Annotated in this window: 20 protein-coding genes; 5 read left to right on the forward strand and 15 right to left on the reverse strand. The window is 34.5% G+C overall.

Annotation, left to right across the window (positions count from 1 at the left end; genetic code table 11):
- Nucleotide 1 precedes the first annotated feature (1 nt).
- The 5 genes from bglX (at nt 2) to FNW17_RS11495 (ending at nt 10,742) form a co-directional block, all read left to right on the forward strand.
- Nucleotides 2–2,248 (forward strand): beta-glucosidase BglX, encoded by a 2,247-nt coding sequence (bglX, locus tag FNW17_RS11475; RefSeq protein ID WP_144071701.1) that lies wholly within the window; start codon nt 2–4, stop codon nt 2,246–2,248.
- Between the two features lie 215 nt (nt 2,249–2,463).
- Nucleotides 2,464–4,167, forward strand: coding sequence for a T9SS type A sorting domain-containing protein (locus FNW17_RS11480; RefSeq protein ID WP_144071702.1), 1,704 nt, complete (start codon nt 2,464–2,466; stop codon nt 4,165–4,167).
- 86 nt (nt 4,168–4,253) lie between these two features.
- On the forward strand, nt 4,254–6,269 hold the full coding sequence (locus tag FNW17_RS11485) for a T9SS type A sorting domain-containing protein (protein WP_144071703.1): 2,016 nt from the start codon (nt 4,254–4,256) through the stop codon (nt 6,267–6,269).
- Between the two features lie 33 nt (nt 6,270–6,302).
- Nucleotides 6,303–8,402, forward strand: a complete 2,100-nt coding sequence (locus tag FNW17_RS11490) for a glycoside hydrolase family 97 protein (protein WP_144071704.1) — start codon at nt 6,303–6,305, stop codon at nt 8,400–8,402.
- A 579-nt stretch (nt 8,403–8,981) separates the two neighbouring features.
- Complete coding sequence (locus FNW17_RS11495) at nt 8,982–10,742, forward strand: discoidin domain-containing protein (RefSeq protein WP_144071705.1); 1,761 nt, start codon at nt 8,982–8,984, stop codon at nt 10,740–10,742.
- Nucleotides 10,743–10,765: 23 nt separating this feature from the next.
- Here FNW17_RS11495 and FNW17_RS11500 read toward each other — a convergent pair whose 3' ends face one another.
- The 15 genes from FNW17_RS11500 to FNW17_RS11565 all read right to left on the reverse strand — a co-directional run bounded on the left by FNW17_RS11500 (nt 10,766) and on the right by FNW17_RS11565 (nt 24,659).
- Nucleotides 10,766–12,259 (reverse strand): YfcC family protein, encoded by a 1,494-nt coding sequence (locus tag FNW17_RS11500; RefSeq protein WP_143391127.1) that lies wholly within the window; start codon nt 12,257–12,259, stop codon nt 10,766–10,768.
- A 43-nt stretch (nt 12,260–12,302) separates the two neighbouring features.
- Nucleotides 12,303–13,496 carry a DUF1624 domain-containing protein gene (locus FNW17_RS11505; RefSeq protein WP_143391126.1) on the reverse strand — a complete coding sequence of 398 codons (1,194 nt, stop codon included), beginning with the start codon at nt 13,494–13,496 and terminating at the stop codon, nt 12,303–12,305.
- Nucleotides 13,497–13,524: 28 nt separating this feature from the next.
- A complete protein-coding gene (locus FNW17_RS11510; RefSeq protein ID WP_235892989.1) occupies nt 13,525–13,974 on the reverse strand; it encodes a VOC family protein in 450 nt (149 codons plus the stop codon).
- Nucleotides 13,975–13,977: 3 nt separating this feature from the next.
- Nucleotides 13,978–14,481, reverse strand: a complete 504-nt coding sequence (locus tag FNW17_RS11515) for a RidA family protein (RefSeq protein ID WP_143391125.1) — start codon at nt 14,479–14,481, stop codon at nt 13,978–13,980.
- Nucleotides 14,482–14,730: 249 nt separating this feature from the next.
- Complete coding sequence (locus FNW17_RS11520) at nt 14,731–15,507, reverse strand: SDR family NAD(P)-dependent oxidoreductase (RefSeq protein ID WP_143391124.1); 777 nt, start codon at nt 15,505–15,507, stop codon at nt 14,731–14,733.
- Between the two features lie 179 nt (nt 15,508–15,686).
- The gene (locus tag FNW17_RS16350; protein ID WP_185964828.1) at nt 15,687–15,854 is read right to left on the reverse strand and encodes a hypothetical protein; all 168 of its coding nucleotides are present in this window, start codon (nt 15,852–15,854) and stop codon (nt 15,687–15,689) included.
- 244 nt (nt 15,855–16,098) lie between these two features.
- Complete coding sequence (locus FNW17_RS11525; RefSeq protein ID WP_143391123.1) at nt 16,099–16,836, reverse strand: hypothetical protein; 738 nt, start codon at nt 16,834–16,836, stop codon at nt 16,099–16,101.
- Between the two features lie 6 nt (nt 16,837–16,842).
- The gene (locus FNW17_RS11530; protein ID WP_143391122.1) at nt 16,843–17,781 is read right to left on the reverse strand and encodes an NAD-dependent epimerase/dehydratase family protein; all 939 of its coding nucleotides are present in this window, start codon (nt 17,779–17,781) and stop codon (nt 16,843–16,845) included.
- A 94-nt stretch (nt 17,782–17,875) separates the two neighbouring features.
- Nucleotides 17,876–18,811, reverse strand: coding sequence for a nuclear transport factor 2-like protein (locus tag FNW17_RS11535; RefSeq protein ID WP_143391121.1), 936 nt, complete (start codon nt 18,809–18,811; stop codon nt 17,876–17,878).
- 26 nt (nt 18,812–18,837) lie between these two features.
- Nucleotides 18,838–19,353: an ester cyclase gene (locus FNW17_RS11540; RefSeq protein WP_144071706.1), complete on the reverse strand. Its 516-nt coding sequence runs from the start codon at nt 19,351–19,353 to the stop codon at nt 18,838–18,840.
- 4 nt (nt 19,354–19,357) lie between these two features.
- Nucleotides 19,358–20,116, reverse strand: coding sequence for a hypothetical protein (locus FNW17_RS11545; protein ID WP_144071707.1), 759 nt, complete (start codon nt 20,114–20,116; stop codon nt 19,358–19,360).
- Between the two features lie 83 nt (nt 20,117–20,199).
- Nucleotides 20,200–20,982 (reverse strand): hypothetical protein, encoded by a 783-nt coding sequence (locus tag FNW17_RS11550; protein ID WP_144071708.1) that lies wholly within the window; start codon nt 20,980–20,982, stop codon nt 20,200–20,202.
- Nucleotides 20,983–21,034: 52 nt separating this feature from the next.
- Nucleotides 21,035–21,778, reverse strand: coding sequence for a hypothetical protein (locus tag FNW17_RS11555; protein ID WP_143391117.1), 744 nt, complete (start codon nt 21,776–21,778; stop codon nt 21,035–21,037).
- Between the two features lie 235 nt (nt 21,779–22,013).
- Nucleotides 22,014–23,780, reverse strand: a complete 1,767-nt coding sequence (locus FNW17_RS11560) for a sensor histidine kinase (RefSeq protein WP_185965300.1) — start codon at nt 23,778–23,780, stop codon at nt 22,014–22,016.
- A gap of 135 nt (nt 23,781–23,915) precedes the next feature.
- On the reverse strand, nt 23,916–24,659 hold the full coding sequence (locus tag FNW17_RS11565; RefSeq protein WP_143391115.1) for a LytR/AlgR family response regulator transcription factor: 744 nt from the start codon (nt 24,657–24,659) through the stop codon (nt 23,916–23,918).
- Between the last annotated feature and the right edge of the window lie 74 nt (nt 24,660–24,733).

Genomic DNA, 24,733 nt, shown 5'->3' on the forward strand with positions numbered 1-24,733 from the left:
AATGAAAATAAGACTGATAATACTCCTTATAGGCTTTTCACTTTTTGGCTACAGCCAAAAAAAGTCAGTAAACAAGACCGTCAAAATTAAGCCTAAAGCCGAATTTGTAGATGAATTAATGTCTAAAATGACCATCGAAGAAAAAATTTATCAAACGGTACAATTTACTTCTGATGGTACAGTTACTGGGCCAAAATCCGGTGTTAATTTTATCACACTAATCCAGCAAGGAAAAGTTGGCTCTATACTTAATGCAACTGGTGCCAAAGAAACTAGAGAAATACAACGAATCAATTTAGAAAATTCTAGGTTAAAAATTCCTTTGCTTTTTGGGCACGATGTAATTCACGGTTACAAAACTATATTTCCTATTAATCTAGGTATGGCTTCCTCATTTGATCCCCAAGCAGTAGAATTAGCCGCTCGAATTGCCGCTACCGAGGCAGCTTCTGGAGGAGTACATTGGACATTTGCACCCATGGTGGATATTGCTCGTGATGCAAGATGGAGTAGAGTTTCTGAGGGTTCTGGAGAAGATAATTTTCTTGGAATTCAAATGGCTGTTGCCAATGTCAAAGGATTTCAAGGTGATGATTTATCAAAGACGAATACAATTTTGGCTTGTGCCAAACATTTTGCCGCTTATGGCGCTGCCGAAGCCGGAAGAGATTATAACACGGTCGATATGTCCGAAAGAGTATTGCGGGATACCTATTTACCTGCTTTCAAAGCGACGGTTGATGCTGGTGTAAAGACTTTTATGGTGGCTTTCAACGAAATTGCAGGAGTTCCATCAACAGGGAGTAAATTCTTGATTCGGGATGTGCTAAAAGGCGAATGGAAATTTGATGGACTTGTGGTGTCCGATTATACAGGTATTAATGAATTGGTAGCCCACGGATTTGCTACGGACAATAAAAACGCAGGAGAACTAGCTTTACAAGCTGGAGTCGATATGGATATGGTAGGCGGTGCTTTTATGAACTATATGAAGTCCTCTTATGACGAAGGCAAACTAACTTTAGCTCAAATCGATGATGCTTGCAAAAGAATTTTGGATGTAAAATACGACTTAGGTTTATTCGAAGATCCGTATCGCTATTCTGATGAAAAACGTGAAAAAGAAACCATTTATAAACCAGAGTTTTTAGAAGCCAGTTTAGAAATAGCCAAAAAATCATTGGTTTTATTAAAAAACAATAATAATATTCTGCCATTGAAAACCAACCAAAAGATTGCTTTCGTAGGTCCTTTGGTAAGCGACGAATTTAATATTATTGGCTCTTGGGCAGCACTTGGAGACCGTTCTGGTTTTGCAACGAGTGTCAAAGAAGGAGTGACAAATTATTTGAAAAATGTTTCCAATGTCACCTTTGATCAAGGGGTCGAAATCCAAAGTACTAAAAGAGATTTAATGCAAAAAGCGTTGGAAAACGCCAAAAATGCCGATGTTATTGTAGCCGTTATGGGCGAAAGAGAAAATATGACAGGTGAGGCAGCTTCTCAAACTACTATCGATTTACCGGGATTGCAAAAAGAGTTTTTAGCCGAATTGAAAAAATTAGGCAAACCAATAGTTTTAGTAGTATTGAATGGAAGGCCCTTGACTCTTACTTGGGAAAACGAAAATATGGACGCCATTCTTGAAACTTGGTGGCCTGGAACTCGTGGTGGTGATGCGATTGCGCAAACTCTTTTTGGAGCTAATAATCCAAACGGAAAATTACCTATTTCATTTCCTAGAAAAGTGGGGCAATTGCCATTGTATTACAATCATAAAAACACAGGAAGACCGTATTTGGGACCAACCGATCCAGAACAAAAATACAAATCTCAATATACCGATGTAGGTAATAGTCCCTTGTATCCTTTTGGATTTGGATTGAGTTATACCACTTTCGAATATTCGAATATGAAAATTTCAAGTGATAAAATCAAGTTTAACGAGAAATTAAAGGTTAGTGTTGATGTCAAAAATACTGGGAATTACGATGGTCAAGAAATAGTTCAACTTTATATTAGAGACTTAGTGGGTTCTGTAACAAGACCAGTTAAGGAACTAAAAGGATTCGAAAAAATAAATTTAAAAAAAGGGGAAACAAAAACAGTTTCATTCGAAATTTCATCCGAAGATTTAAAATTTTATACTATCGAAATGAAAAACGAAGCAGAAGCAGGCAATTTTGAAGTTTTTGTAGGTGAAAATTCTAATACGGACAGAAAAGCAAATTTTGAATTGGTTCATTAAATTCTGCAGCTTATGTATTGATTTCCATTTAGTGGAAAACAGCAGATTCATTTTATAAAATTTAAATAGTTAGTAAACATATTTTGTCAAATAATTCGAATTGACAATTATGAATCCAAATAAACACAGAAAATATAGATGGAGATTTATTTTTTGTGTGATTGTCAATCCAATCTCCAAAAACAAAAAACAGTATTAACAAAAAATTATTTATTATGAAAAAAATTACAATTTTGATTTCGCTAATGATATCTTCATTAGGATTTTCGCAAACGTATTTGCCTCTGACATTTACAAATGCAGATCAGTTAATGACTGGTTCAGATGCCTCAGTTACTTCATTGGTTCCTGATCCTTTAGATGGTGCAAACCAAGTAATGCAAATTGTTGGAGATGCTACTAAAGAATGGGATACAGCTTCACTTGTTCTAACCACATCGGTTAATCTTGAAGACAATGCTAATAACACGATTACCTTTAGAATTAACCCCATGGGGATAACAGGAATACGCAATCACATATTGAAATTTGAGGGTCCTGGTGCTGCAGAGTTCAATTTTACCACCACAGATTCAGGATGGCAAACCATAACAGCCAATTTTGGTCCAGGTCTAGTTGCATATTCTAAGGTACTTATTTTTACAGATAAAGGATCAGCGACTGAAACCGGAACGTATTTAGTTGATGATATTATGGGGGCTACAAATAATCCACTATCTATACTTACCTTACCTCTTAGATTTACTGCTACTAACGAATTATTTGCTGGTGATGGTAATGTAACAACTTCTTTAGTGGCAGATCCACTAGATGCTCTAAATAAAGTAATGAAAGTAGAAGATTTAGTTGGTGGTGAATGGAGTAATGCTTTGTTGAATCTAAATCCATCAATTAATCTTTCTGACAATGCCCATAATACGATTACTTTTAGAATTAACCCTATAGGTGTAACAGGAACACGCAGTCACCTGTTGAAATTTCAAGGTGCTGGTCAGGTAGAACACTGGTTTTCCACAACAGATTCAGGATGGCAAACTATAACTGCTAATTTTGGAGCAGGTTTGGGTAGTTTTCCACAAATTGTTATTTTTCCAGATGCAGGATCACTTGCTACTGGAACGTATTTAATTGATGATATTGAATTTGCAAGTCAAGTTTTGTTAAATGCTGAAGATGGAACATCCAATAAATTAGGAACAATGAATGTATTTGCAAATGGACCTGGACAATCAAATGCTGATATGATAGTTGTAACTAATCCAAATGGATCAGGAATAAACACAAGTACTAAATGTATTCAATTTACTCGCAGAACTTCAGGTACTGATGCAATGCCTTGGGCTGGATTTTATAGTTTTGTTACGGATCCAGATCCAGACTTTACAACTAATAAATATGTGCATGTTAAACTTATGAAATCAAATACTTCACCAGTTAAATTTAAAATTGAAGGTGGCCCAACAGGAACTATAGAAATTTATAGTATAAATAGTTATACAACTCCGGGAGTTTGGCAAGATATGGTTTTCGATTTTTCAGATAGATCAGGACTTTATCCTATCGTAGCTTTCTTGCCTGATTTTGAAGACCCGCTAATTGCTGGAGCAGATAGAATGATTTATTTTGATGACATTGTAGTTAATAATATCGCTACTCCAGAAACTTTGGGTTTAAAAGAAAATTATTTGTCTGCAAAAGTAAAGATGTATCCTAATCCGGTAAAAAATACTTTGACAATTGATGCAAACGGAACTATTCAAAAAGTGTCTGTTTACAATGTTTTAGGTCAAGAAGTTATGAAAGCTAGTCCAAAAAATAACTCAGCTACTTTGCAAACAAGTCAACTTAAAAAAGGTGTTTATTTTGTAACAACAGATGTTGATGGAGTAATTAGTACTTCTAAAGTGTTAAAAGATTAATTAAATACTTTTTTATTATTATAAAGACACGTTTTCAAAAAACGTGTCTTTTATTATTTATAATTAAGTTAGAAAAACTTTGTACAATGAAACATTTAAAAAAAAGTATCACTATTTCTATCCTTTATTTGGCGATGGTTTATATGCAAACTGCCTATTCTCAAGTTATAGAGAATTATGAAGGAACTCCAATAAATATGACTATTTTAAATGGTGGTTCAACTGATCTCAGTACTTTAACAGTAATTAGTAATCCTTACAAGACTGGAATTAATACTAGCAACAAGGTTTGTTATTTATTGCGGGATAAAGATGGAATACCTGAAGTAGGTTTCTGGGCAACCAAAACGATTGACTTTACAACAAATAAATACATACACGTTAAAGTGTATAAAACAAGAATTACAACGGTTAAATTCAAAGTAGAAGATAGAATGGGAGGGATTCTCGAAATGACAAGTAGTAATCCGCAAACAAAAGTGAATCAATGGGAAGATTTAGTATTTGATTTCAGTAGTCTAACTGGAAATTACACTAAAATTAGTTTAATGCCTGATTTTATTGATCCTGTTGGATTAAGTGCTGACATTAATATCTATTTTGATGATATTATTCTCAATAATAATCCAAATCCCATTACCTTCATCGATGAACTTTTTCAGAACAGTTATATGCTTTATAAGAATATAAGAAAGTCGAATGGAGTTTATCTAGACGCATTAGCGCTAAATGGAGCGGGAGCAAAACCAGCTGCCATTGCGGCAAATGGTATTGGGCTTATGTCTCTGTGTATTGCCGATGCTATGTATGTAAAAACTGGGGATGCAATAAATTGGGAAGCCACGGCAAATCAAGTAATCGCTACCACGCAAACCTTTATTGATTTTAAAAATAATGGTAAAATAAATGGAGCAGGAATGTTTCCTCGTTATTTTAGATGGGACAATGGGAGCCAAGAAGGCAGTTGGCCTTATGAATATAGTACTATAGACAATGCCATTTTTGCCATGGGATTACAAATGTGCAAGAACTATTTCTCTAACAACGCAACAATTGTTTCGAATGTAAATATTTTGCTTGGTGCTATGGACTATACAAAAGCAATATATCCTACACAGATTGCCATGATATTAGATCAATCAGGAAATAATGGGAGTGCGTTCACGAATCCTTTTAACGAATATATGCTAGTGGCTTGGTTAGCCAAAAACACTAATTCTTCAAACTCGGGTTCTGCTAAATCTCAATTATTTTGGAATACCTATTTTGCTAATCCAACTACTGCACCCATAGCACGACCAAATTATGCTGGTTATGTAACCCTTTCTGATGGAGGATATTTATCTTGTTTTATTCCACAGTTTTGTTATTATTTTGTGAATATGTTTAAAAATGATTCTAATTATATGTCCTATTTTAATAATTGGTTGAATGCTGATAAATTATATGCAACAAACAATGGTACGCCAAATAGTTTTGAATGGGGACTTGGTGCAGGAGAGATTCCTGGTGGTGGTTATTCTGCTGACAAAATAAACGATAATCCCAACAAAATTGTATCCCCACATATCATCTCCGGATTTAGCCCAATATATTCTAATACAAAATCAAACTTATTAAGTCTATACAATAATGGCAATGGTGCTTCAATTTATAGTCTTCCGAGCAACAGTGCAAAAAAAGTTTTGTGGCGCTACAAACGAAATGACACCGTAGCAAGAGCATCTTATATACAAGCTATAGATTACTGCACAATGTTATTTGGATTGGCCTCTTTGCCAGAAAACTTGGGTGATAATTGGTTTTCAAAATATAACTGGCCTTTGGATCTTCAAGCCCTATCGGTAGATGATTTTTCGAATAAATCGGATAATATTTTGGTATATCCTAACCCTTTCGATGACAAAATAATAATCTCTTTCAAAGAAAAAACGATTGCAGAAATTCATATATTTGATGTGTTAGGGAAACAAATATTGGCAACCAAAATAATTAACTTTACCGAAACTATTGATTTGCCAAAGCAATTACAATCAGGTTTGTATATATTGGAATTAAAAATAAACAATGAGACTTTTAGAATTAAAATTGTAAAAAAATAGTTTCAAATATTCTTAAATTATAAAATAAATAAAATGAAACATTTACTTTTCCTTTTTATGGCTTTTTTATTAAATACTGCTTATTCTCAAAACATTCAATCGCCTTCCAAAAAGATTTCTGTTGATTTCAAATTGACCCCTTCTGGGCAACCTTCTTATGCTATTAATTACAACTCTAAACTCGTAATTTCCGAAAGTACTTTAGGGATTAAACTAAAGGATAAACCCGCTTTGGATGCTAATTTTGTAATAGATAGCGTCAAAAATTCTAGTTTCAATGAATCTTGGAAACCCGTTTTAGGAGAACAAGAAAATATTGTAAATCATTACAATGAACTTATAATAGCTCTCTCTCAAAAGGAAACGCACATAAAAATGAATCTAATTTTTAGAGTTTTCGACGAAGGAGTTGCTTTTAGATATGATTTTCCAAAGCAAAAAGACTTAAATTATTTCATCATTTCTGATGAGGTTTCCCAGTTCAATTTAACCGATAATCACAAAGTTTTCTGGATTCCAGGCGATTTTGACAGTCAAGAATATGTGTATAACGAAACCTTGTTTTCTGAAATTGACAACTCAAAATTAAATTTAAATAACGGAATTGGTGTAAAATCTATTGCAGGAAAATATACAGTTCAATCTCCACTGATGATGAAATCGCCTTCGGGCCTGTATCTTAATATTTTTGAAGCCGCAGTTGTGAATTATCCTGTGATGCACCTTGATGCTGCTGTGAAAAATAATAAATTAACCTCACATTTGGTTCCAAACGCCATTGGCGACAAAGCCTATTTGCAAGCACCTTGCGTTTCTCCTTGGAGAACCATTATGGTTAGCGATGATGCCAGAGATATTGTGGGTTCCAAGATGATTTTGAACTTGAACGAACCTTGTAAAATCGACGATACTTCTTTCATTAAACCTATGAAATATGTTGGAATCTGGTGGGAAATGCATGTTGGAAAATCAACTTGGGATTATGCCGGTTCGCAAAATGCCCAAAACTCCTTGACCCAAGATTTAATTCCTTCTGGAAAACACGGAGCAACTACTGAAAACACCAAAAGACACATTGATTTTGCTGCCAAAAATGGTTTCGATGGCGTTCTGGTCGAAGGATGGAATGTAGGTTGGGAAGATTGGTTTGGCAATTGGAAAGAAGAAGTTTTCGATTTCACGACACCTTATCCCGACTTTGATTTAGATGTGATTACGGCTTATGCCAAATCTAAAAATGTAAAAATGATTATGCACCACGAAACTTCGGGTTCGGTTGCCAATTATGAAAGACATTTGGATCGCGCACTTGAGTTGATGAAAAAATACAATTATCCAGCAGCAAAATCGGGTTATGTAGGCAAAATTATTCCGCGTGGCGAATTTCACGACGGACAAACTATGGTCAATCATTTTAACTTTGTGGCCAGACGATTTGCCGATTATAGATTAATGATCAATTCTCACGAAAGTTCCCGTCCCACAGGTTACAGCCGTACGTATCCAAATTATATCGCTGCCGAAGCAGCTCGTGGCAATGAATTCAATGCTTGGAGTACTGGGAATCCTCCAATGCACGAAACGATTTTGCCTTTCACAAGACTGCTTGGTGGTCCAATGGATTATACACCTGGAATTTTCGAAATAAAAATGAGTTATTACGACAAATCGAAAACCGAACAAGTTCAAACTACTTTGGCAAAACAATTGGCTCTTTATGTCACGATGTATTCACCTTTGCAAATGGCTGCCGATTTACTGGAAAACTACGAGAAATATCCAGATGCTTTTCAGTTTATCAAAGATGTTGCGCTAGATTGGCAAGATTCTAAATATCTTGAAGCTGAACCCGGAGATTTTTTGACCGTGGTTCGAAAAGCTAAAAATTCTGAAAAATGGTTTCTAGGCGCCATCACAGATGAAAATGCCAGAAAATCAGAAATTAAATTAGATTTCCTGACCAAGGGAAAAAAATACAAAGCCATTATTTATGAAGATGCAAAAGATGCCGATTGGAAAAACAATCCAATAGCTTACAAAATAAGCACAATAGAAGTTACTTCTAAATCAAAAATCAAATTGAATTTAGCACCCGGAGGAGGAACAGCGATAAGCTTCGAACCAATTAATTAAAGCGTTTGTGATATCTATGAGGTTTTTTAAACCTGTTAGATGGGTCGTTAAATCCGACTAGATTCGTAAAAAAATCGTTCGTTTTTTTTGGTTGATATTAAATATATCCCACATTATTCAACGGATTAAAATCCGTTGCAACAATATGGCTCGTTCCCAAGGAACTTTTACATAACGTAATAAAGCCTTGGGCTCGGTTTATTTTGTAAGGCCGGACTAAAGGCCAGTTTATTACAATATGGCTCAAGGAACTTTTACATAACGTAATAAAGCCTTGGGCTCGGTTTATTTTGTAAGGCCGGACTAAAGGCCAGTTTATTACAATATGGCTCGTTCCCAAGGAATTTTTACATAACGTAATAGAGCCTTGGGCTCGGTATATTTTGTAAGGCCGGACTTTAGTCCGGTTTATAAAGTTAACCATTGAAGAGAGAGCCGTTGGCTCGGTTCATTTTGTGTTTTTACCATAGAATTACCTTATCAGCTATCTAAAAAAGGAACGATGTTTTAAATTTTATGTAGCTATTAATTTATATCTCAAATCAAAGGTCTTATTTAAATTTAAAATAAAATTGTAAAATGAAAACATTCAAAAACACTTTCTTCACTTTATTGTTGTGTTTTTTCATAAATGCCAACGCCCAGCAAAAAACCTATTGTAATCCCATCAATATTGATTACGGATATTGTCCCATTCCGAATTTTGTAACGCAAGGGAAACATCGTGCCACCGCTGATCCTGTGATTGTAAATTTTAAGGGCAAATTTTTTCTTTTTTCGACCAATCAATGGGGTTATTGGTGGAGTGATGATATGAATGATTGGAATTTTGTACCGCGAAAATTTTTACTCCCACAGCATAAAGTTTATGACGAATTGTGTGCGCCAGCCGTTTTTGTGATGAAAGACGAAATGTATGTAATAGGTTCAACTCATGAACCGACTTTCCCAATTTGGAAAAGCAAAAATCCAACCCAAGACGAATGGGAGATCGCCACGGATTCATTGAAAGTAGGAGCTTGGGATCCTGGATTTTTATACGATGAAGAAAAAGACAAATTGTTTTTATACTGGAATTCAAGCAATGAATTTCCGATTTTGGGAACCGAAATCAACACCAAAACCTTGCAATCGGAAGGTTTTGTAAAACCTATGATTTCGCTGCATCCTGATGACCACGGTTGGGAACGATTTGGAGAATACAACGACAATACTTTTCTGCAACCGTTTATGGAAGGCGCTTGGATGACGAAGCACAACGGAAAATATTATTTGCAATACGGAGCCCCGGCTACTGAATTTAGCGGATATGCTGACGGCGTTTTTGTAAGCACTGATCCTTTGTTGGGTTTTGCTTATCAAGCCCACAATCCGTTTTCGTATAAGCCGGGTGGATTTGCCAGAGGAGCGGGTCACGGTGCAACTTATTTAGATAATTTTAAAAATTATTGGCACGTTTCAACCATAGTTTTAGGAGTTAAAAATAGTTTTGAACGCCGAATAGGAATCTGGCCTGCAGGTTTTGACCAAGACGACGTGATGTATTGCAACACAGCTTATGGCGATTATCCAACGCAATTGCCCACCAAAAATGCCGACCATGTCAGAGGATTATTTACGGGCTGGATGATGCTAAATTACAATAAGCCGGTACAGGTTTCTTCCACTTTGGGAGGGTTTCAACCTAATTTGGCTGTTGATGAAGATTTAAAAACCTATTGGAGTGCCAAAACAGCTAATTCCGGCGAATGGTTTCAAACCGATTTGGGCGAAGTTTCGACTGTAAACGCTATCCAAATTAACTATGCCGATCAGGATGTGGAGTTTATGGGCAAAACAATAGGAAAGTTTCATCAATATAAAATTTTGGCTTCGAATGACGGAAAAAAATGGACGGTTGCCGTTGATAAAAGCAGCAACACAAAAGATGTTCCGCACGATTATATTGAATTGAAAACCCCTATTAAAGCTCGTTTTTTGAAATTAGTCAACATAAAAATGCCAACAGGAAAATTTGCTTTAAGTGGTTTTCGAGTTTTTGGAAAAGGTGCTGGCGAAAAACCAAAAGTGGTTGAGAATTTTGTTGTGCTTCGCGCTGAAAAAAATAAATTTGGAGAAAGACGCAGTTCTTGGATGAAATGGGAACAAAACGATGCCGCCGATGGATATGTAATTTACTTCGGAAAAACACCGGATAAATTATACGGAAACATAATGGTTTATGGCAAAAACGATTATTTTTTCACAGGAATGGATAGAGATGATACTTATTATTTTCAGATTGAAGCCTTCAATAATAACGGCATTGGTCCCCGAACCGAAATAAAAAAATCGGAATAAAAAATAGCTTTATATTGTTAGTATCAATAAACAGAAATTGTTAAAAACACCATTGAAATCAAGGCTAGAATAATTACCAGAGGCCAAACAAATTTGAGCCATTTATCGAATCCAATTTTTACGATTCCTAATGTTGCCAATATTAATCCAGTAGGATTGATTATTCCAAATATTCCCATTCCGTATAGATAGGCGTTTACGATTGCTTCTCTACCAATGCCTACTGTATCAGCAAGTGGTGACATAATTGGCATCGATAACACCGCCATTCCTGAAGACGATGGAATGAAAAATGACAGACCATTATAGATAAAAAACAGGGCATTTACAAAAATACCTTTGCCCATTCCTTCAGTTAAAGCACTGGTATTATAAAGTACGGTATCGCTTATGGCTCCGTCTTTCATTAAGATAGAAACACCTCTGGCTATACCAATTATGAATGCTACTCCGAGCAATTCTCCAGCCCCTTTTGAAAAAGCATTTACAAAATCATTTTCTTTTATTTTGGCAACAAAACCTATCAATATGGCACCAACAAAAAACACAGAAGCCATCTCAGTAAACCACCAATCTAACATAGAAACACCTATGACCATTATGATAAAACTCGACGTGAAAATAAAAATTATGATTTTAAGTCTGAGAGTCAGTTCTAATGCAGTGTTGTCTTTTTTGCCACCAAATAATTTTTCGATCTCTACTTTCTGATCAAAAATGATTGATTTTGTAGGGTCATTTTTAACTTTTTTTGCATAACGCAGAATATAAAGAATAGAAATTGTGGTGCAAATGCAAAATAGTATCACTCTTCCGTAAAGGCCGGTTGTCCAATTTATTCCAGCGGCATCTGAAGCGATGATTACAGCAAATGGATTGGTGGTAGAGCACATAGAACCAACAGACGAACCCAAGAAAACACAAGCAATTCCAACCATTGCATCATACTTGGCTGCAATAAAAACGGGAATTAAAATGGGGATAAAAGCTAATGTTTCTTCGGCGAAACCAAAAGTAGTTCCTCCTAATGCGACTAATGTTGTGGTTAGAATTATCAAAATGTATTCTCTTCCTTTCAAAACATCCGACATCCATACAATTCCAGCGTCAAAAGCTCCGGTGAGATTCATAATTCCAATTAATCCACCAATAAAAAGCACCAAAAAAATAACATCCGATGCTTCAATAATTCCTTTAATGGGTGATTTTACAAACTCAAAAAAACCTTGGGGATTGGCTTCCACTTTTTCGTAGGTATTTGGAATACTAATGGGTTTATAAATTGCACCATTCGTGAAATTTTCGAGCGGTATTTTGATGTTCAGTTGGTCTAATGATTTTTGATTGGCAGGAATAGAAGTCTTGTTTCCCTTGCTTTCAATTATAAAAGTGTTGTCTGATTTATTATAAAGTAAACTATCATATTTTCCCGAAGGAATAATCCAAGTTAGTATCGCTACAAATGCGGCAATTACTAATAAAATAGTTTGAGCAGAAGGGAATTTTATTTTTTTCATAGATTGTTACTATTGGATAAATGTAATTGTTTAGTTTTTAAATTTACAAATAACTCAACCACCATTTTTCTTTGTGATTGGTTTTGTAGGTGTCATACCATTTGCATAGCGGATACAAGCATAGAATTACAAAAAGCCAAACAGCATAAACACCAATCAAACTAAAACCTTCGCTTGGAACAACAAATTTCCATTTAAATATACTATCCGTTTCAGCTATTTGCGACAAAGTATGTCCTTGAATATAAAAACTAATCATAGCTAAAACATGTATCAAATACAAATGCAAAATATAATAAAAGAAAGCTGTTCGACCGAAAACGACCATTATTTTGGTGAATCGGTTTTCTAATTTTTCTAAATAGGGCAAAAGTAGTAGGGCACAACCGATGGTAACACACATATACAAAATCGATGGTGGATATTTATGGATATTCATAAATGAAAAGAAAGTGTACAATTCGCTTCGTTGTGGTGACCATGCTACAGGATCTCCATAAATATTAATGCTGCGCAAAATCACAAATAAAACCAACAATCCCATTCCCATTTGGGTTAAAATTTTTTTTCTTCTTGCAGCGTCAAATTGAGGTGAATATAGTAAACCAGCGCAATATCCTATAATCATCAAGCCCAGCCATGGCAGAAAAGGATAAGCAATAATTAATTTACTATTCCCGATGATTTGATAGGAAGTCCATTTACTACTGTGTAATAAATCCAACCAAAAACCGCCATTAAAATCAGGTGCTGCTTCAGGAAAATCTAATAAATTGTGTCCAAAAACGATTACTAATCCTAATCCTAAAATTACTTTATAAGGCAATCTGATGAGGAAACCAAGAAGAAGCATGCTCACACCAATGGCCCAAATCACTGCCAATGGAAACCGTTCGAAGGCAGGATTAAATGACCATGCAAAAGAAACAATAATCATTTCGACAAAAATTAACCACAAGCCACGCTTTATTAAAAAAACACTCAATTCGGGTTTTGTTTTTCTCAAGCTTTGCAAATAAATTGAAACTCCAGAAAGGAAAACAAATGTAGGAGCGCAAAAATGAGTAATATACCTTGTAAAATAAAGTGCTGGAGTGGTGGTTTCTAGATTCAAAGGGTCATCTGTCCAAGCATAAATGTGAAAATAATCTCTCACATGATCGAGCGCCATTACTACCATTACAACGCCACGTAGGATATCAATGGAGAGAATTCGTTGTTGGATTGTTGTTGTCATAAACTAGTTTAATTGGTTTGGTTAACTTTTATTTTTGACCCACACTATTTACTTCTATCCAATAACCATCAGGATCTTGAAAATAAATTTGCTTGATTCCGTCTGCTCTTATAGTAATTTTATTGGGGATTCCCGGCCAATCTGAATATGAAATTTTACTAGTGTTTAGTTTTTTGATAAAAGTGTCAAAATTTGAAGTTGTCAAAGCAAAATGCACTGCTTTATTGATTGTCACAGGCTCTTTTAAAATGGAAACCAAATGGAGTTCTTTTTCTTCTCCTAAAGCAAACCAACGGATGCCTTCTATTTTTGTTTTATTGGTGATTTCTTGAAATTGCATTATGTCTTTGTAAAATGCAGCCGATTTGTCAAGGCTTTTTACGGATAAGGCAATATGGTTAAAAGTAAAGTTGATGTTTTGCGCTTTTATCATACCGAAAATTAAAAAAGTGATGAGTAAGAAGGTGATTTTTTTCATAATTTATTTTGTTAGATGCACTTCCATATCAATCTCTATTAATTGGCCTGGTAATGCCAAACCTTTTACTTCGAGCCAAGTGCCAGTAGGAAATTGTTTTTTGTACACTGAGTTTCTGAATCCAGAAACAGTCATGAATTCTGCCATATTGGTCGTAAATACATTTTCTACTACAACATCATCAAAAGTGCAACCGTAATGTTTTAAGATTTTTTCTAAATCGGCATAACAGTTTTTCATTTGTTGATCCATACTGCCTGGAGCTGTTAGATTTCCTTTATCGTCCATACTTACAGCTCCCGAAATTTTTATATCATTGCCAATTTTCACTGCGTGACTATAACCATAGGCTTTTTCTACTTCCGGACGGAGCAAAAAATATTCGGGTGTTTCTGATTGAACTATTGGTTTATTTGGTGTTGCAGGCTCTTTTTGAACACAGCTAACAATTGAAGTTGCAAGTAATAAAGTTACACTTCCAAGTACTAAAAATTTTATTGTTTTCATTTTTAATTTGTGTTTAATTGTTATTTAAACTCGTTGATTATAAATAGTTTTTGATACTAATTTTTCGTCAGATCGAGTGATTTTCGGGAGAAAATCGTATCGAGAACAAGAAAAGTTTTTGTTAAAAATGTTTCTCGATACATTTTTTGTTTCGTTTTACTTCACAAATAAAACACTCACTCTGACGGTTGCGATAAATTAGATCAAACGGGTTATTAAATTATACTTAATTATCGGTAAAAAATGAAACTAGCCAGCTATAAATCCACCATCTATCATGTGAATTCCACCTGTGCAGTAGGTTGATTCATTGCTAGCCAAAAATAATGCAAGATTGGCAACCTCTTCATTTGTTCCATACCTACCCATAGGTATATTATAGGAAACGAAATCTTGCCAAGCAGCTGGATCCTCAGGACTAAATTGGGATTCAAGCGAACGCATCATTCGGTTATCAATTGAACCAGGGCCAATAGCGTTGACTCGGATATTTGATGCCGCTAATTCGAGTGCCGCTGTTTTTACCAATCCAAAAACAGCATGTTTACTTGCTATATACGGTGCCATTGTTGCTGAGCCAACCATTCCTGCGGTTGATGATAGTGCGATTATTGAACCGCCACCGCGTTTCTTCATTGGCTCGACTGCATATTTCATCGAAAGCCAAACACCTATAACATTTATACGAAGGACACTTTCAAAATCTTCAAACTTTAAGTTTTCAATAGGAGCATATTTACCCTCAGTTCCTGCGTTGGCAACTAAGATATCTAAACCACCAAATATTTTGATAGTAGCTTCAAAGGCTGCTGCCATAGCTGATTCATCTGCTACGTCTGCTACAAAATCTGCTACATTTTTAAAATCGTAGAGGCGTTGTCGAGTTTCTTTTAATTTCTCTTCAGACCGACCAACAAGCATAACACTTGCACCTTCTTCCAGAAATCGTTTTGCAGTGGCTTCTCCAATTCCGCCTGTTGCGCCCGTAATTAATGCTATTTTTCCCTCTAATCTTCTTGAATACATTTTTTGTTCTATCACGATGTTATATTTTATTGGTTTATTATTTTGTTTTAATCTCTAGCTACGGAAATTGTTTTGACAGAAGTAGCAATTAAGCCTGCATCAAATGCTTCTTACCAATAGTTTTCAATATTTGCTCCTCCTTTAATATTTAGTTCGGTTTGGGGTAATAAAAATGCAATTTAGTCATATTTACGAGTAGCGTTTTGAGCATCTTTTACTACTAATACTTTGGCGATATCTTTATTCATTTGACCAATTTCTTCAGATGTTGCTGTTTTTGTTATTTCGGTTTCTTTGGCTTTTTCGTTGCAACTTAACATCAAAAACGCAGTAAGACATACTGTCAATTTTATGAGTTTTATGATGGTAAATAATTAAAAAAGTTAAAAAATTTTAAATTTAATTTAAAATAGCTAGAATTTATAATTTTTATTGGGATTTAGTTTTCCGTTATTTAATTTGAATGATTATTCAATGTTTTATTAACTGGGTTGAATGAAATGCTTAAGTCCTTTTTAACCTACTCGTTTTTTAAACAATACTTGCTTTTTCTTTGAGTTCTTTTTAGTTCAGGATCTACGACTGAATATTTTATGTAATAGGTAATTCGGCAAACCATTTAGCAAAGGAATCCCATAATGGAAAGCTCACCTGATTGAAAATTAGATAATGAAATGCCATAAATATTAATAATAAAAGTGGGAAAACCCATCTTCCGCTGGTTTGTTTACGTTCCATAATAATTAGCGAAATAATGAGAGTGTACATTATAGCTACTGTTATTCCAAGCCCAAGTATAAAATTTGGCTCAGATAATACTGTTAGAATAATAAAACGTCCTAATGTTGGTTCTATAAACACAATGCCTGTCGCAATCATTGCTCGAGCGTGAATTTGAATGTTATTTTTATTCACTATTGCAATAGTGTACATCACACTAATTATAATGATATCTTTTAATTGCAACCACAAGCTAGCCCCCAAACCTTGTGCAACTTTTCCGCCAATTTGATGATGTTTCAATAAAATGACCGAGATGATAAACAAGGGTAAGATGATAAAACTCAATTTTCCAATTTGCTTGTGAATAGCCAGTTTTTTTTTCTTAATAAGTATGGGTTGTACAATTAATAAGCCTATCCATAGTGAAGCCATCATAAAATGGAAATGAAAATATAAATTGAAGTTCGCTGTTCCATCAAAATATTTGGAAAAGTAAGTAGGCCAAAAACCTAAAATCATAATAGCTACTAAGCCTATAAAATAATATCCAGATTTTTCAAATCGGATTTTTTTTGCGCGATTAACTTTAGCACTGGAGTCTTCCATTATTTTTTAATTAGAATAATTATTTAAAGTTTTTTTTACGGGTCTGAATTGGATGCCTAAATCAATTTTAGCCAAATCATTTTTATAAATAATACTTGCTTTTTCTTTGGGTTCTTGATGATTAAGCATGGCGCTTATATCGGACACTTTATAGGTTTCGCTAGTCAATAAATAATCTTTGCCGTGTAATCCAATGGTGGTTGCGGCTTTAAAAGCAGCATTGGCAACATCTTCAACATCTACAATAGCAAAAGGAACATCGTTGTCATAAAGTTCTTGAATGAATTTGTCAGGGGCAATTTTTTTTTTGATTAGATATTGTAATACTGATGAAGTGGAGTCTTCTCTATTAGACATTGATTTTCCTAACACCATTACTGGAGAAACGGAACTGATTTCGAAAAACAAATTTGGATTGTCTTTTATAAACTTTTCTACAACTTGGTTAGCCATAAATTTAGCTTGCGCATACGGATGACTTTCGGTGCTTGTAAATCGGGTATCGCTTTCATCAAAGGTATCCGTAAAAGACTTATTTACAGCGGGTAATGGAAAGTTGGTATTCCAAGCAGCAACCGAAGCGATAAAAACTATTTTTTCGATTCCTGGAGTTTTACTAACTACTTCTAAAAAGTTTTCGGTGCCTTTTATAGTGGGATCAAACAGTTGTTTTTTTGCATCTTGAAATTCTAAAAGAAAAGGTGTTCCACTATGAATAATAATATCACAATCGAAAACGAAATCTTGTAATGCCGATTTGTTCATTACATCCAATTCGCTAATGTGCAAATTATCCGAATGATTTAATGTTACCAAATGTTGGTATTTGTCTTCCCTTTTTATATCCGTTGCCGAAACTTTTACAAGAAACCCGTTATTTAAAAATGCTTTGGTGATATAGCTTCCTATGAAACCAGAACCACCTATTATTCCTACTTTTTTCATTTTTAATTCGGTTTAAATAAACCTCACTGGTTTTTACACCAATGAGGTTTGGAATTAATAATTGCATCTGCTTATTTAAACTGTTAGGTTTTGTTTATTTCAACAATGAGCCATTGTAATAAGCAATTTCCCTTGATATTTTTCCGTTCTTGTCAACATTGTGCTGGTAATGCATCGGTAACGAAATTTCTTTTTTGTCTGATTTGCGAATCAAATGCCAAGTCCACCAAGAATATACTACACCATTGTCTCCTAATTCATAGTGCATATAATCTGGATAACCAACTACTTCTAATCCAACGATATCAAAGGCATCCATAACTTTTTTGTCAATTGCTTTTTGCTCTTCAAGTGTATATGGTTTGTTGTTTGTACTGTTGATGTCTGTAAAAACGGCATCATTTGCAAAATAACTGTAACTTTTATTGAGGTCTTTATTTTCAAAAGCAAACAACATATTTTTTACGTTGTTGATGTTTTTGTGGTGGTTATAAATGGTTCCATTGGTTCTTTCGGTGTAGCTATCTTCTATTTCGTCAAAGACCTGAGGATTGTCATAGATGAAGATTGTTTTAATTTTATTGGCTTTATTAATGACGAAAGATCGGTGTAAATTCATATTTATTTTTACGCCAGTTTGTTTATGAACCCCTTTGACTTCGTCCCAAGTTTGCACCCAAACTACATCTTTTTGATCTTCATCTTTATATTCAATGGCATCAGGATAGGCTCCGTTTGCAGGTTTAATTGCAAAATAATCGATGCTTTCTCTCCAAGATTTTATTCTTTTTACAAAAGCTGTTTTATCTGTACCTTTACTATATTGGTTGTCTGTAGAGGAATTGTATGCTTTGAAATCGTCTGCAAAAAAAGCATCTAATTTATCCAAGTCTCCACTATTCACTGTTTTTGTATAGGCATCAACCACATCAATAGCGGGATGATTGATATAAACAGTTCCATTTGATTTTTTTTGTGCGTAGCTAATGACCATAGTGAACAGTAATGCTACAAGTGTTAATTTTTTCATGGTTTTATTTTTTTTGTTGTTATTAATTAATTTGTTGTGGTCGTTTCTTTTGGAGCTAGCGGTTGCATTTTTTGTAAATCTATCATTAATTTAGAATTGTCCCAATAGCCATCTTCTCTTACAATTTTACCATCAATAAATTTTGCAGTGAGATGAACAGGAGTTACATATGTTTTGTTGTTTGCTTTTAAAGTTCCTTCCCAATTCCCCCAAAAGTTTACCCAAGTTTCTCCTTTATCGGTAACGACCATTTCATATTCTACACTTTTGGGATTAAATCTCCAAGAGGAAAAATGCTTTGCATCATCTTTGCTTTGAGTTATGTTTTGAGCAATGGTTTGCGCATTTTCTTTAGTAACATTCATTTGGATTTTGGCGCTATCAGCATAATAACTAGCTAATTCATCCCATTTTTGTTTTTCATAAGCAGCAATAGCTTTTTTATAAGTATCGATTTCAGCTGATTGCTGGGTGTAGTGTTGTTTTTGATTGCAAGATGTCAAGAATACTAATGCAAGTCCAAGTATAAATAAGTTTTTCATAGTTTTATTTTTTAGTGTTATAGCTTAAAGTTGGAAGTACATAACCAGTTATTGGATCATAACGGGATATGTTTTTAAATAAATCGTCAAGAAGTTTTTTTCCTTCATCTCCTATGACTGCTTCATTTTCCTCCGATTGTTTTGCATAGGATAGTTCATCTTTTGCTGAAATTACCACTAGAAAAAATTCACCCAATGTTCCAAAACCGCTATGATAAACTCGGTAATATTCTTTAGAACCTTTTTTAGCATAAAGCTCTTTTATGGCTTTCATTTTTTCTGCAATCATTTTAGAAGTAGAAGGTGTAACATATAAATAATGGTATTTTCTATAGTTCTGACCTTCCTGTGTAGCAATTGCTCCCTCTGGCATGTAAGTAAGATTCTCGATTCGAGTAATAATATAACTGCCGTGTCTGTCATAACATTTTGCATAGCGATCAAAAAGAGCACTAAATTTTTCTGCCCCCATTTTTTCTACTAATGGGGCAAAAACATCTACGTCTAATGCTGCCATGTTTGGAATAGCTTCGAAAGTAATATAAGTGCCATTATCCAATCGTAATTGTGTCCAATCAGCATTTTGCAAATTGTGTTTTTTGCATTCAGCCACAAAAGCTTTGGAGATTTCAACATATTCTGATTCCATTGATGGTTTTACATAATCAGCATGAATAGAAAATATCTGATTTTGCGCATTCATTGTTAGGGTCGCAGTTAGCATTATTATTGCTATCAGCATTGTGTTTTTATGATTTTTCATGATTATACTGTTTTATTTATCTGTAAAATAATTGTTGACATTTATTAATTAATCAATTTTAAAAGTAAATTCACTTTTTGGTTTTACCGAACTTTTTTCACTAGCGTGGCCATATATTTATATTTTAATTCTCTAGTGGCTATTCCTTCCTCAATTTTTTTGATTTCTTCTTCGGATGGTGCAGGTGAATCTTTCGTGCCACCATTTATTAGTTGATTATAATCTTTATACATATCTGTCGTAATGTGTGTTGCATTAATTTCACTTCCGACAGGTAACATATAGCGCATTAAACCCCAATTTCCCCTGTTTCCTGATTCAACCTCTTTTTGAGCCAATGGTTGAAAAATTTCTGTTTCAAATCTTTCATATTTTTCAAAATTCCCATCAGATACTTTCATAAAATTTATACCGGCTATTGTTCCCATGGGCATCTGAAAGTTATCCTTGGTAGCTGCGATCTGTTCCAGATAAATGCGGACAGCCAAGTCTCTTGATTTTACAGTGTTGTTCATTTTTTTATTAACTTCTTCAACAGACATCTTTGGGTATGCCGCTTTTAGTGCCGCTTCAAAATTTCCGGCCCCACTCATCATTTTTACGGGATTATTATAAAGTGTTACGGTTAAATATTGAAATCCCTGATCTTCGCCACCAGGTTGGAGACTCCATAAATCCCATCCTAAAATGTCTCCGTTTTTTGTTCTTTGTACTTGAATTTTTTCCCAAAAAGATTCGGTTTCCCAATAAGCACTTTCTTGCTCATTGTCAACTTTCATAAATTCGAATACTAAATACAGTTTGTCTTGTGCAATAACAGTATTGTCCAGTAACAGTATCGCGATAATCATCAGTAATTTTTTCATAATTGTTTAGTTTAAAAAATTGATTAGTTCCAGAGTTATAATTTTTTAATATCTATTTCGAACTCAAATCTGCTCGTAGAAAAATTAATTCACTCCAAATATTATTGGTGTACTCGTGAATATTATCAAGGTAAAGGTCATACGAACCTGCTCCGTGAACTTTTTCGTAGGTGACTTTAAATGGTTTACGAAATCCTTCAGCTTTTTCCTTTAGTCCTTGTTTGTATCGTCTTGCTAATGCAAATTGAGACTCTCCAGAACCATTAGATTCATAAACTGCTACTGTTGACCCATCCGCAGCCCATACCGCTTTTAAGTTTTTTAGCATTGTAAATACTTTATTGCCACAACCTGGTTTTGGATACAAATGGGTAACTTGAACTTTATCGGAATAATCGCCCACAGCAACAGTGCTCAACGAATCGATATAAACGGAATAACCACTTGAATTTCTATCGGTTAAATAAATGGTCACACTTTTATGCCAATCATTGTTATGAGCAACATTTATATCACCTCGTGTGTCCTCAGATTCCCAACTTTTGGGACCTTCTACAATATGATACCCACCTGCATCTGGTCCTGATTGAATTTGGAATACACGCCATTTCACATCGCCTGTGTGGTACTTTTGTGCATGATTTGCTAAAGCTTTTTCAAATTCGAGTACTTTGTCGACTTTAGGGAATACTCGATTGGTAGAAATCACATTTTTGGCTTGGCTTAAACCTATCAAAGGGATAAGCAGTAAGAGAAGAAATATTTCCTTCATCTTATAACGGAAATTGTTGTTCATAGTTTTACTGTTTAAAGTTAGCAGAATAATTATTTATTCTTGGTCTAAATAAATGTTTATCAAACAGATATAATCGTGATTTAGGACGAATGGGGTAAAATTTTGTCCAAAAGGTCAATATTTTTTATCGGGGAAAGAACATAGAAAAGAAAAATTACCAAGGAGAAGATAGAAATGGAAAATATAAATACGTGAATTTAATAGCAACTCACAATTCGAAAAGCGTTACACGATTTTATGCTACTTTTAATTTAAAATCAAAAATAAGCGTGGTACCATTTTGACTTTTTTCGGTCATGATTCCGTTGAGTTGTTGTGTAAGAAGAGAAACTAGTTGTCCGCCAAAACCAGTTCCGTGAGTAATACCTGATTTTCCAACGCCATTATCGGCAACTTCAAGATGAAGAAAGTGGATGTTTTGTTTTTCAAGTTTGATGGTAATGGTTCCTTTTTCTTCCTTCGGAAAAGCATATTTTATAGCATTAGTCAATAATTCATTAATAATTAATCCTAACGGAACTGCAGTGTCTATGTCTAAATCTAATTTATCCATAGCCAAATGCAATTCGATTTTTTTCTCAACTCCAAAACTATCCAAGATACTTTCGCTGAGGTTGAGCAAATAATCTTTCATTTCTATGGCACCCAGATTACTGCCTTGATAAAGTTTTTGATGAACGATTCCTATTGAATTCACCCGATTTCGACTATCGGACATGGCATCTTTGGTATTTGGATCATCGATTTGTGCCGATTGCAAAGCCAGTAAACTCGAAACTACTTCCAAATTATTTTTTACCCGATGATGAATTTCTTTCAATAGCAACTCGTTTTCGGCATTTTTTATCGCCAATAAACGATTGCTTTTGTTTCGGTTGCGCAAACCGATGAAGCCAAAAAGCAAGAGTATAATTAACAAAGCAACAAGTACAAAACTCAATCGCTGAATCAGTTTTTGTTGTGAAATTTTACTTTCTTGGGTGGCAATTGTCTCTTCTTTCTTTTTGGCTTCATACTGGGTTAAAAGTTTTGACATCGCTGCATCGCTTTTTACCGAGGCGATGCTATCTCGCAAATTATAGGCTTTTTGTTTGTAGTCCAAAGCCAATTTAAAATCGCCGAGTTCTTTGTATATTTTGCTAACATGATGGTAGTTTTCAACCAAATTGGATACATCATTTTCCTGTTCTTGCAATTGAACGGTTTTTAGTTGATATCCCAACGCTTCTTTATAATTTCCTAAAAGCATATTTATTTCTCCTAAATTGGCAAAACTTGCCGCAATGGCATTGGCATAATTAGCTTCTTTGGCTAGAGCCACACATTTTTTATAATTTATCAATGCTTCTTTGTATCTGCCTAATCTTTTGAGTGCATTGCCTTGGGCGTTTGTGACATCAGCTTGAGTGGCTAATCCTAAATTCTCTTTTTTTACAATTTTGGCCGCTGCATTGTAATAGTCAAGAGATTGCTTGTAATTTCCTAATGCCATGGCAACATTTCCAGCATTAAAGTTGACATAGAATTTTTCGGTGGTTAAGTTGTTGGTTTCAGCAATTGCGATGGCTTTTTCAGCATAATTTAATGCTGCGGATAATAGGTTTTGATTGGTTAAATCCTCGGAAATTCGGTTTAGTGCATCGCAAATTCCAGCTTTATCACCTAAAGATTCCATCAATTTTAAGGCTTGTAAATTTTTCTGTAATGCTTTTTCGTTTTCACCTTTCTTTTTCAAAACCCAAGCCATTTTGAATAGGGTGGTGGCTTGACCTTTTTTGTCTGTTATGGCGAGATAGCCTTTCATAGCTTTGTCAAAATAGAGCGATGCTGAATCCAATTGCAATAGGTTGGCGTGCATTCTTCCCTGCATTTCATAAAATTTAGGTTGCCAATTTTTATCTCCTATTTTATCCGACAACTGTACTCCTTTTTTGGCATAAGCCAATGCCTGTTCGATATCTCCGTTAAAAGCTATTGACACCATTTCGTTTAAAATTTCCAATTTGATGACAGCTTTTTTTTCGTTGTCTAGCTTTTTTTGCAGATCAACAAGGGGGATGTTTTGACTGAAAACAATCTGTGAAAAAAGGATGAGGAGGAAGTGAGTTTTTCTCATAGACCAGTGCAATAAAAAGATTTATATTTTTTGAATGCGTTGCAATAACTTTTTTTTTAATTCAGCACTCAATGGAATTGCTTTTTTTGCAATGACCACATGACTCATAGCAATTTCGTCTATGTGAGAAAGGTTGACAATAAAGGATCTATGAATGCGAAGCAAATTATTAGAAGTTAATTTTTCCTCTAAATCTTTTAAGGTAGTCACCAACAAATGCTCCCTGTCTTTGCAATGTATTTTGCAATAATTCCGTTCTGCTTCTATGAATAAAATATCATTTATACAGACTTTAACCATTTTATTATGACTGCGAACAAAGATGCAATCACTGAGTACAAAAGGGACATCATTGTCGATAGGAATACTTTTTTCGGTTTCATTTTCATTCTGAATCCTGATAATGGTCAACTCTATGGCATGCTGTAAATCTAATTTCTTAAAAGGTTTGGAAATAAAAGCATAAGGATTAGTGTCTTTGGCTCTTTCAAAATGTGCTTCGTCTGAGTTAGCAGTCAAATAAATAATAGGAATTTTGAATTCTTTCTGAATTAAAAGAGCCAATTGAATGCCGTCGATATCACCTTTAAGGTTGATGTCTAACAAAAGAATATCAGGAACATACAATCGGATGTGAGGTAAAACCTCTTCTGCCCGTGGTATAATCCCCGTTACTTCATAGCCCAAATGAGTGAGTTGCAAAGAAATATTAGCAGCAATTATCATTTCATCCTCTACTATCAAAATGGTATTATTTTTAGTCATATAAGTTGGTTTAACTTAATAATTAAAAAAATAGAAGTAAGTGAACAGTAGATTACTAGGGACAGTATTCTTGA

The sequence above is a fragment of the Flavobacterium franklandianum genome, assembly GCF_007097365.1.
Lineage (GTDB): Bacteria > Bacteroidota > Bacteroidia > Flavobacteriales > Flavobacteriaceae > Flavobacterium > Flavobacterium franklandianum.

Bases quoted from the DNA above. Each gene is read 5' to 3' on its own strand.
- bglX (WP_144071701.1), top strand. From the start codon at position 2: ATGAAAATAAGACTGATAATACTCCTTATAGGCTTTTCACTTTTTGGC.
- FNW17_RS11480 (WP_144071702.1), top strand. From the start codon at position 2,464: ATGAAAAAAATTACAATTTTGATTTCGCTAATGATATCTTCATTAGGA.
- FNW17_RS11485 (WP_144071703.1), top strand. From the start codon at position 4,254: ATGAAACATTTAAAAAAAAGTATCACTATTTCTATCCTTTATTTGGCG.
- FNW17_RS11490 (WP_144071704.1), top strand. From the start codon at position 6,303: ATGAAACATTTACTTTTCCTTTTTATGGCTTTTTTATTAAATACTGCT.
- FNW17_RS11495 (WP_144071705.1), top strand. From the start codon at position 8,982: ATGAAAACATTCAAAAACACTTTCTTCACTTTATTGTTGTGTTTTTTC.
- FNW17_RS11500 (WP_143391127.1), bottom strand. From the start codon at position 12,259: ATGAAAAAAATAAAATTCCCTTCTGCTCAAACTATTTTATTAGTAATT.
- FNW17_RS11505 (WP_143391126.1), bottom strand. From the start codon at position 13,496: ATGACAACAACAATCCAACAACGAATTCTCTCCATTGATATCCTACGT.
- FNW17_RS11510 (WP_235892989.1), bottom strand. From the start codon at position 13,974: ATGAAAAAAATCACCTTCTTACTCATCACTTTTTTAATTTTCGGTATG.
- FNW17_RS11515 (WP_143391125.1), bottom strand. From the start codon at position 14,481: ATGAAAACAATAAAATTTTTAGTACTTGGAAGTGTAACTTTATTACTT.
- FNW17_RS11520 (WP_143391124.1), bottom strand. From the start codon at position 15,507: ATGTATTCAAGAAGATTAGAGGGAAAAATAGCATTAATTACGGGCGCA.
- FNW17_RS11525 (WP_143391123.1), bottom strand. From the start codon at position 16,836: ATGGAAGACTCCAGTGCTAAAGTTAATCGCGCAAAAAAAATCCGATTT.
- FNW17_RS11530 (WP_143391122.1), bottom strand. From the start codon at position 17,781: ATGAAAAAAGTAGGAATAATAGGTGGTTCTGGTTTCATAGGAAGCTAT.
- FNW17_RS11535 (WP_143391121.1), bottom strand. From the start codon at position 18,811: ATGAAAAAATTAACACTTGTAGCATTACTGTTCACTATGGTCATTAGC.
- FNW17_RS11540 (WP_144071706.1), bottom strand. From the start codon at position 19,353: ATGAAAAACTTATTTATACTTGGACTTGCATTAGTATTCTTGACATCT.
- FNW17_RS11545 (WP_144071707.1), bottom strand. From the start codon at position 20,116: ATGAAAAATCATAAAAACACAATGCTGATAGCAATAATAATGCTAACT.
- FNW17_RS11550 (WP_144071708.1), bottom strand. From the start codon at position 20,982: ATGAAAAAATTACTGATGATTATCGCGATACTGTTACTGGACAATACT.
- FNW17_RS11555 (WP_143391117.1), bottom strand. From the start codon at position 21,778: ATGAACAACAATTTCCGTTATAAGATGAAGGAAATATTTCTTCTCTTA.
- FNW17_RS11565 (WP_143391115.1), bottom strand. From the start codon at position 24,659: ATGACTAAAAATAATACCATTTTGATAGTAGAGGATGAAATGATAATT.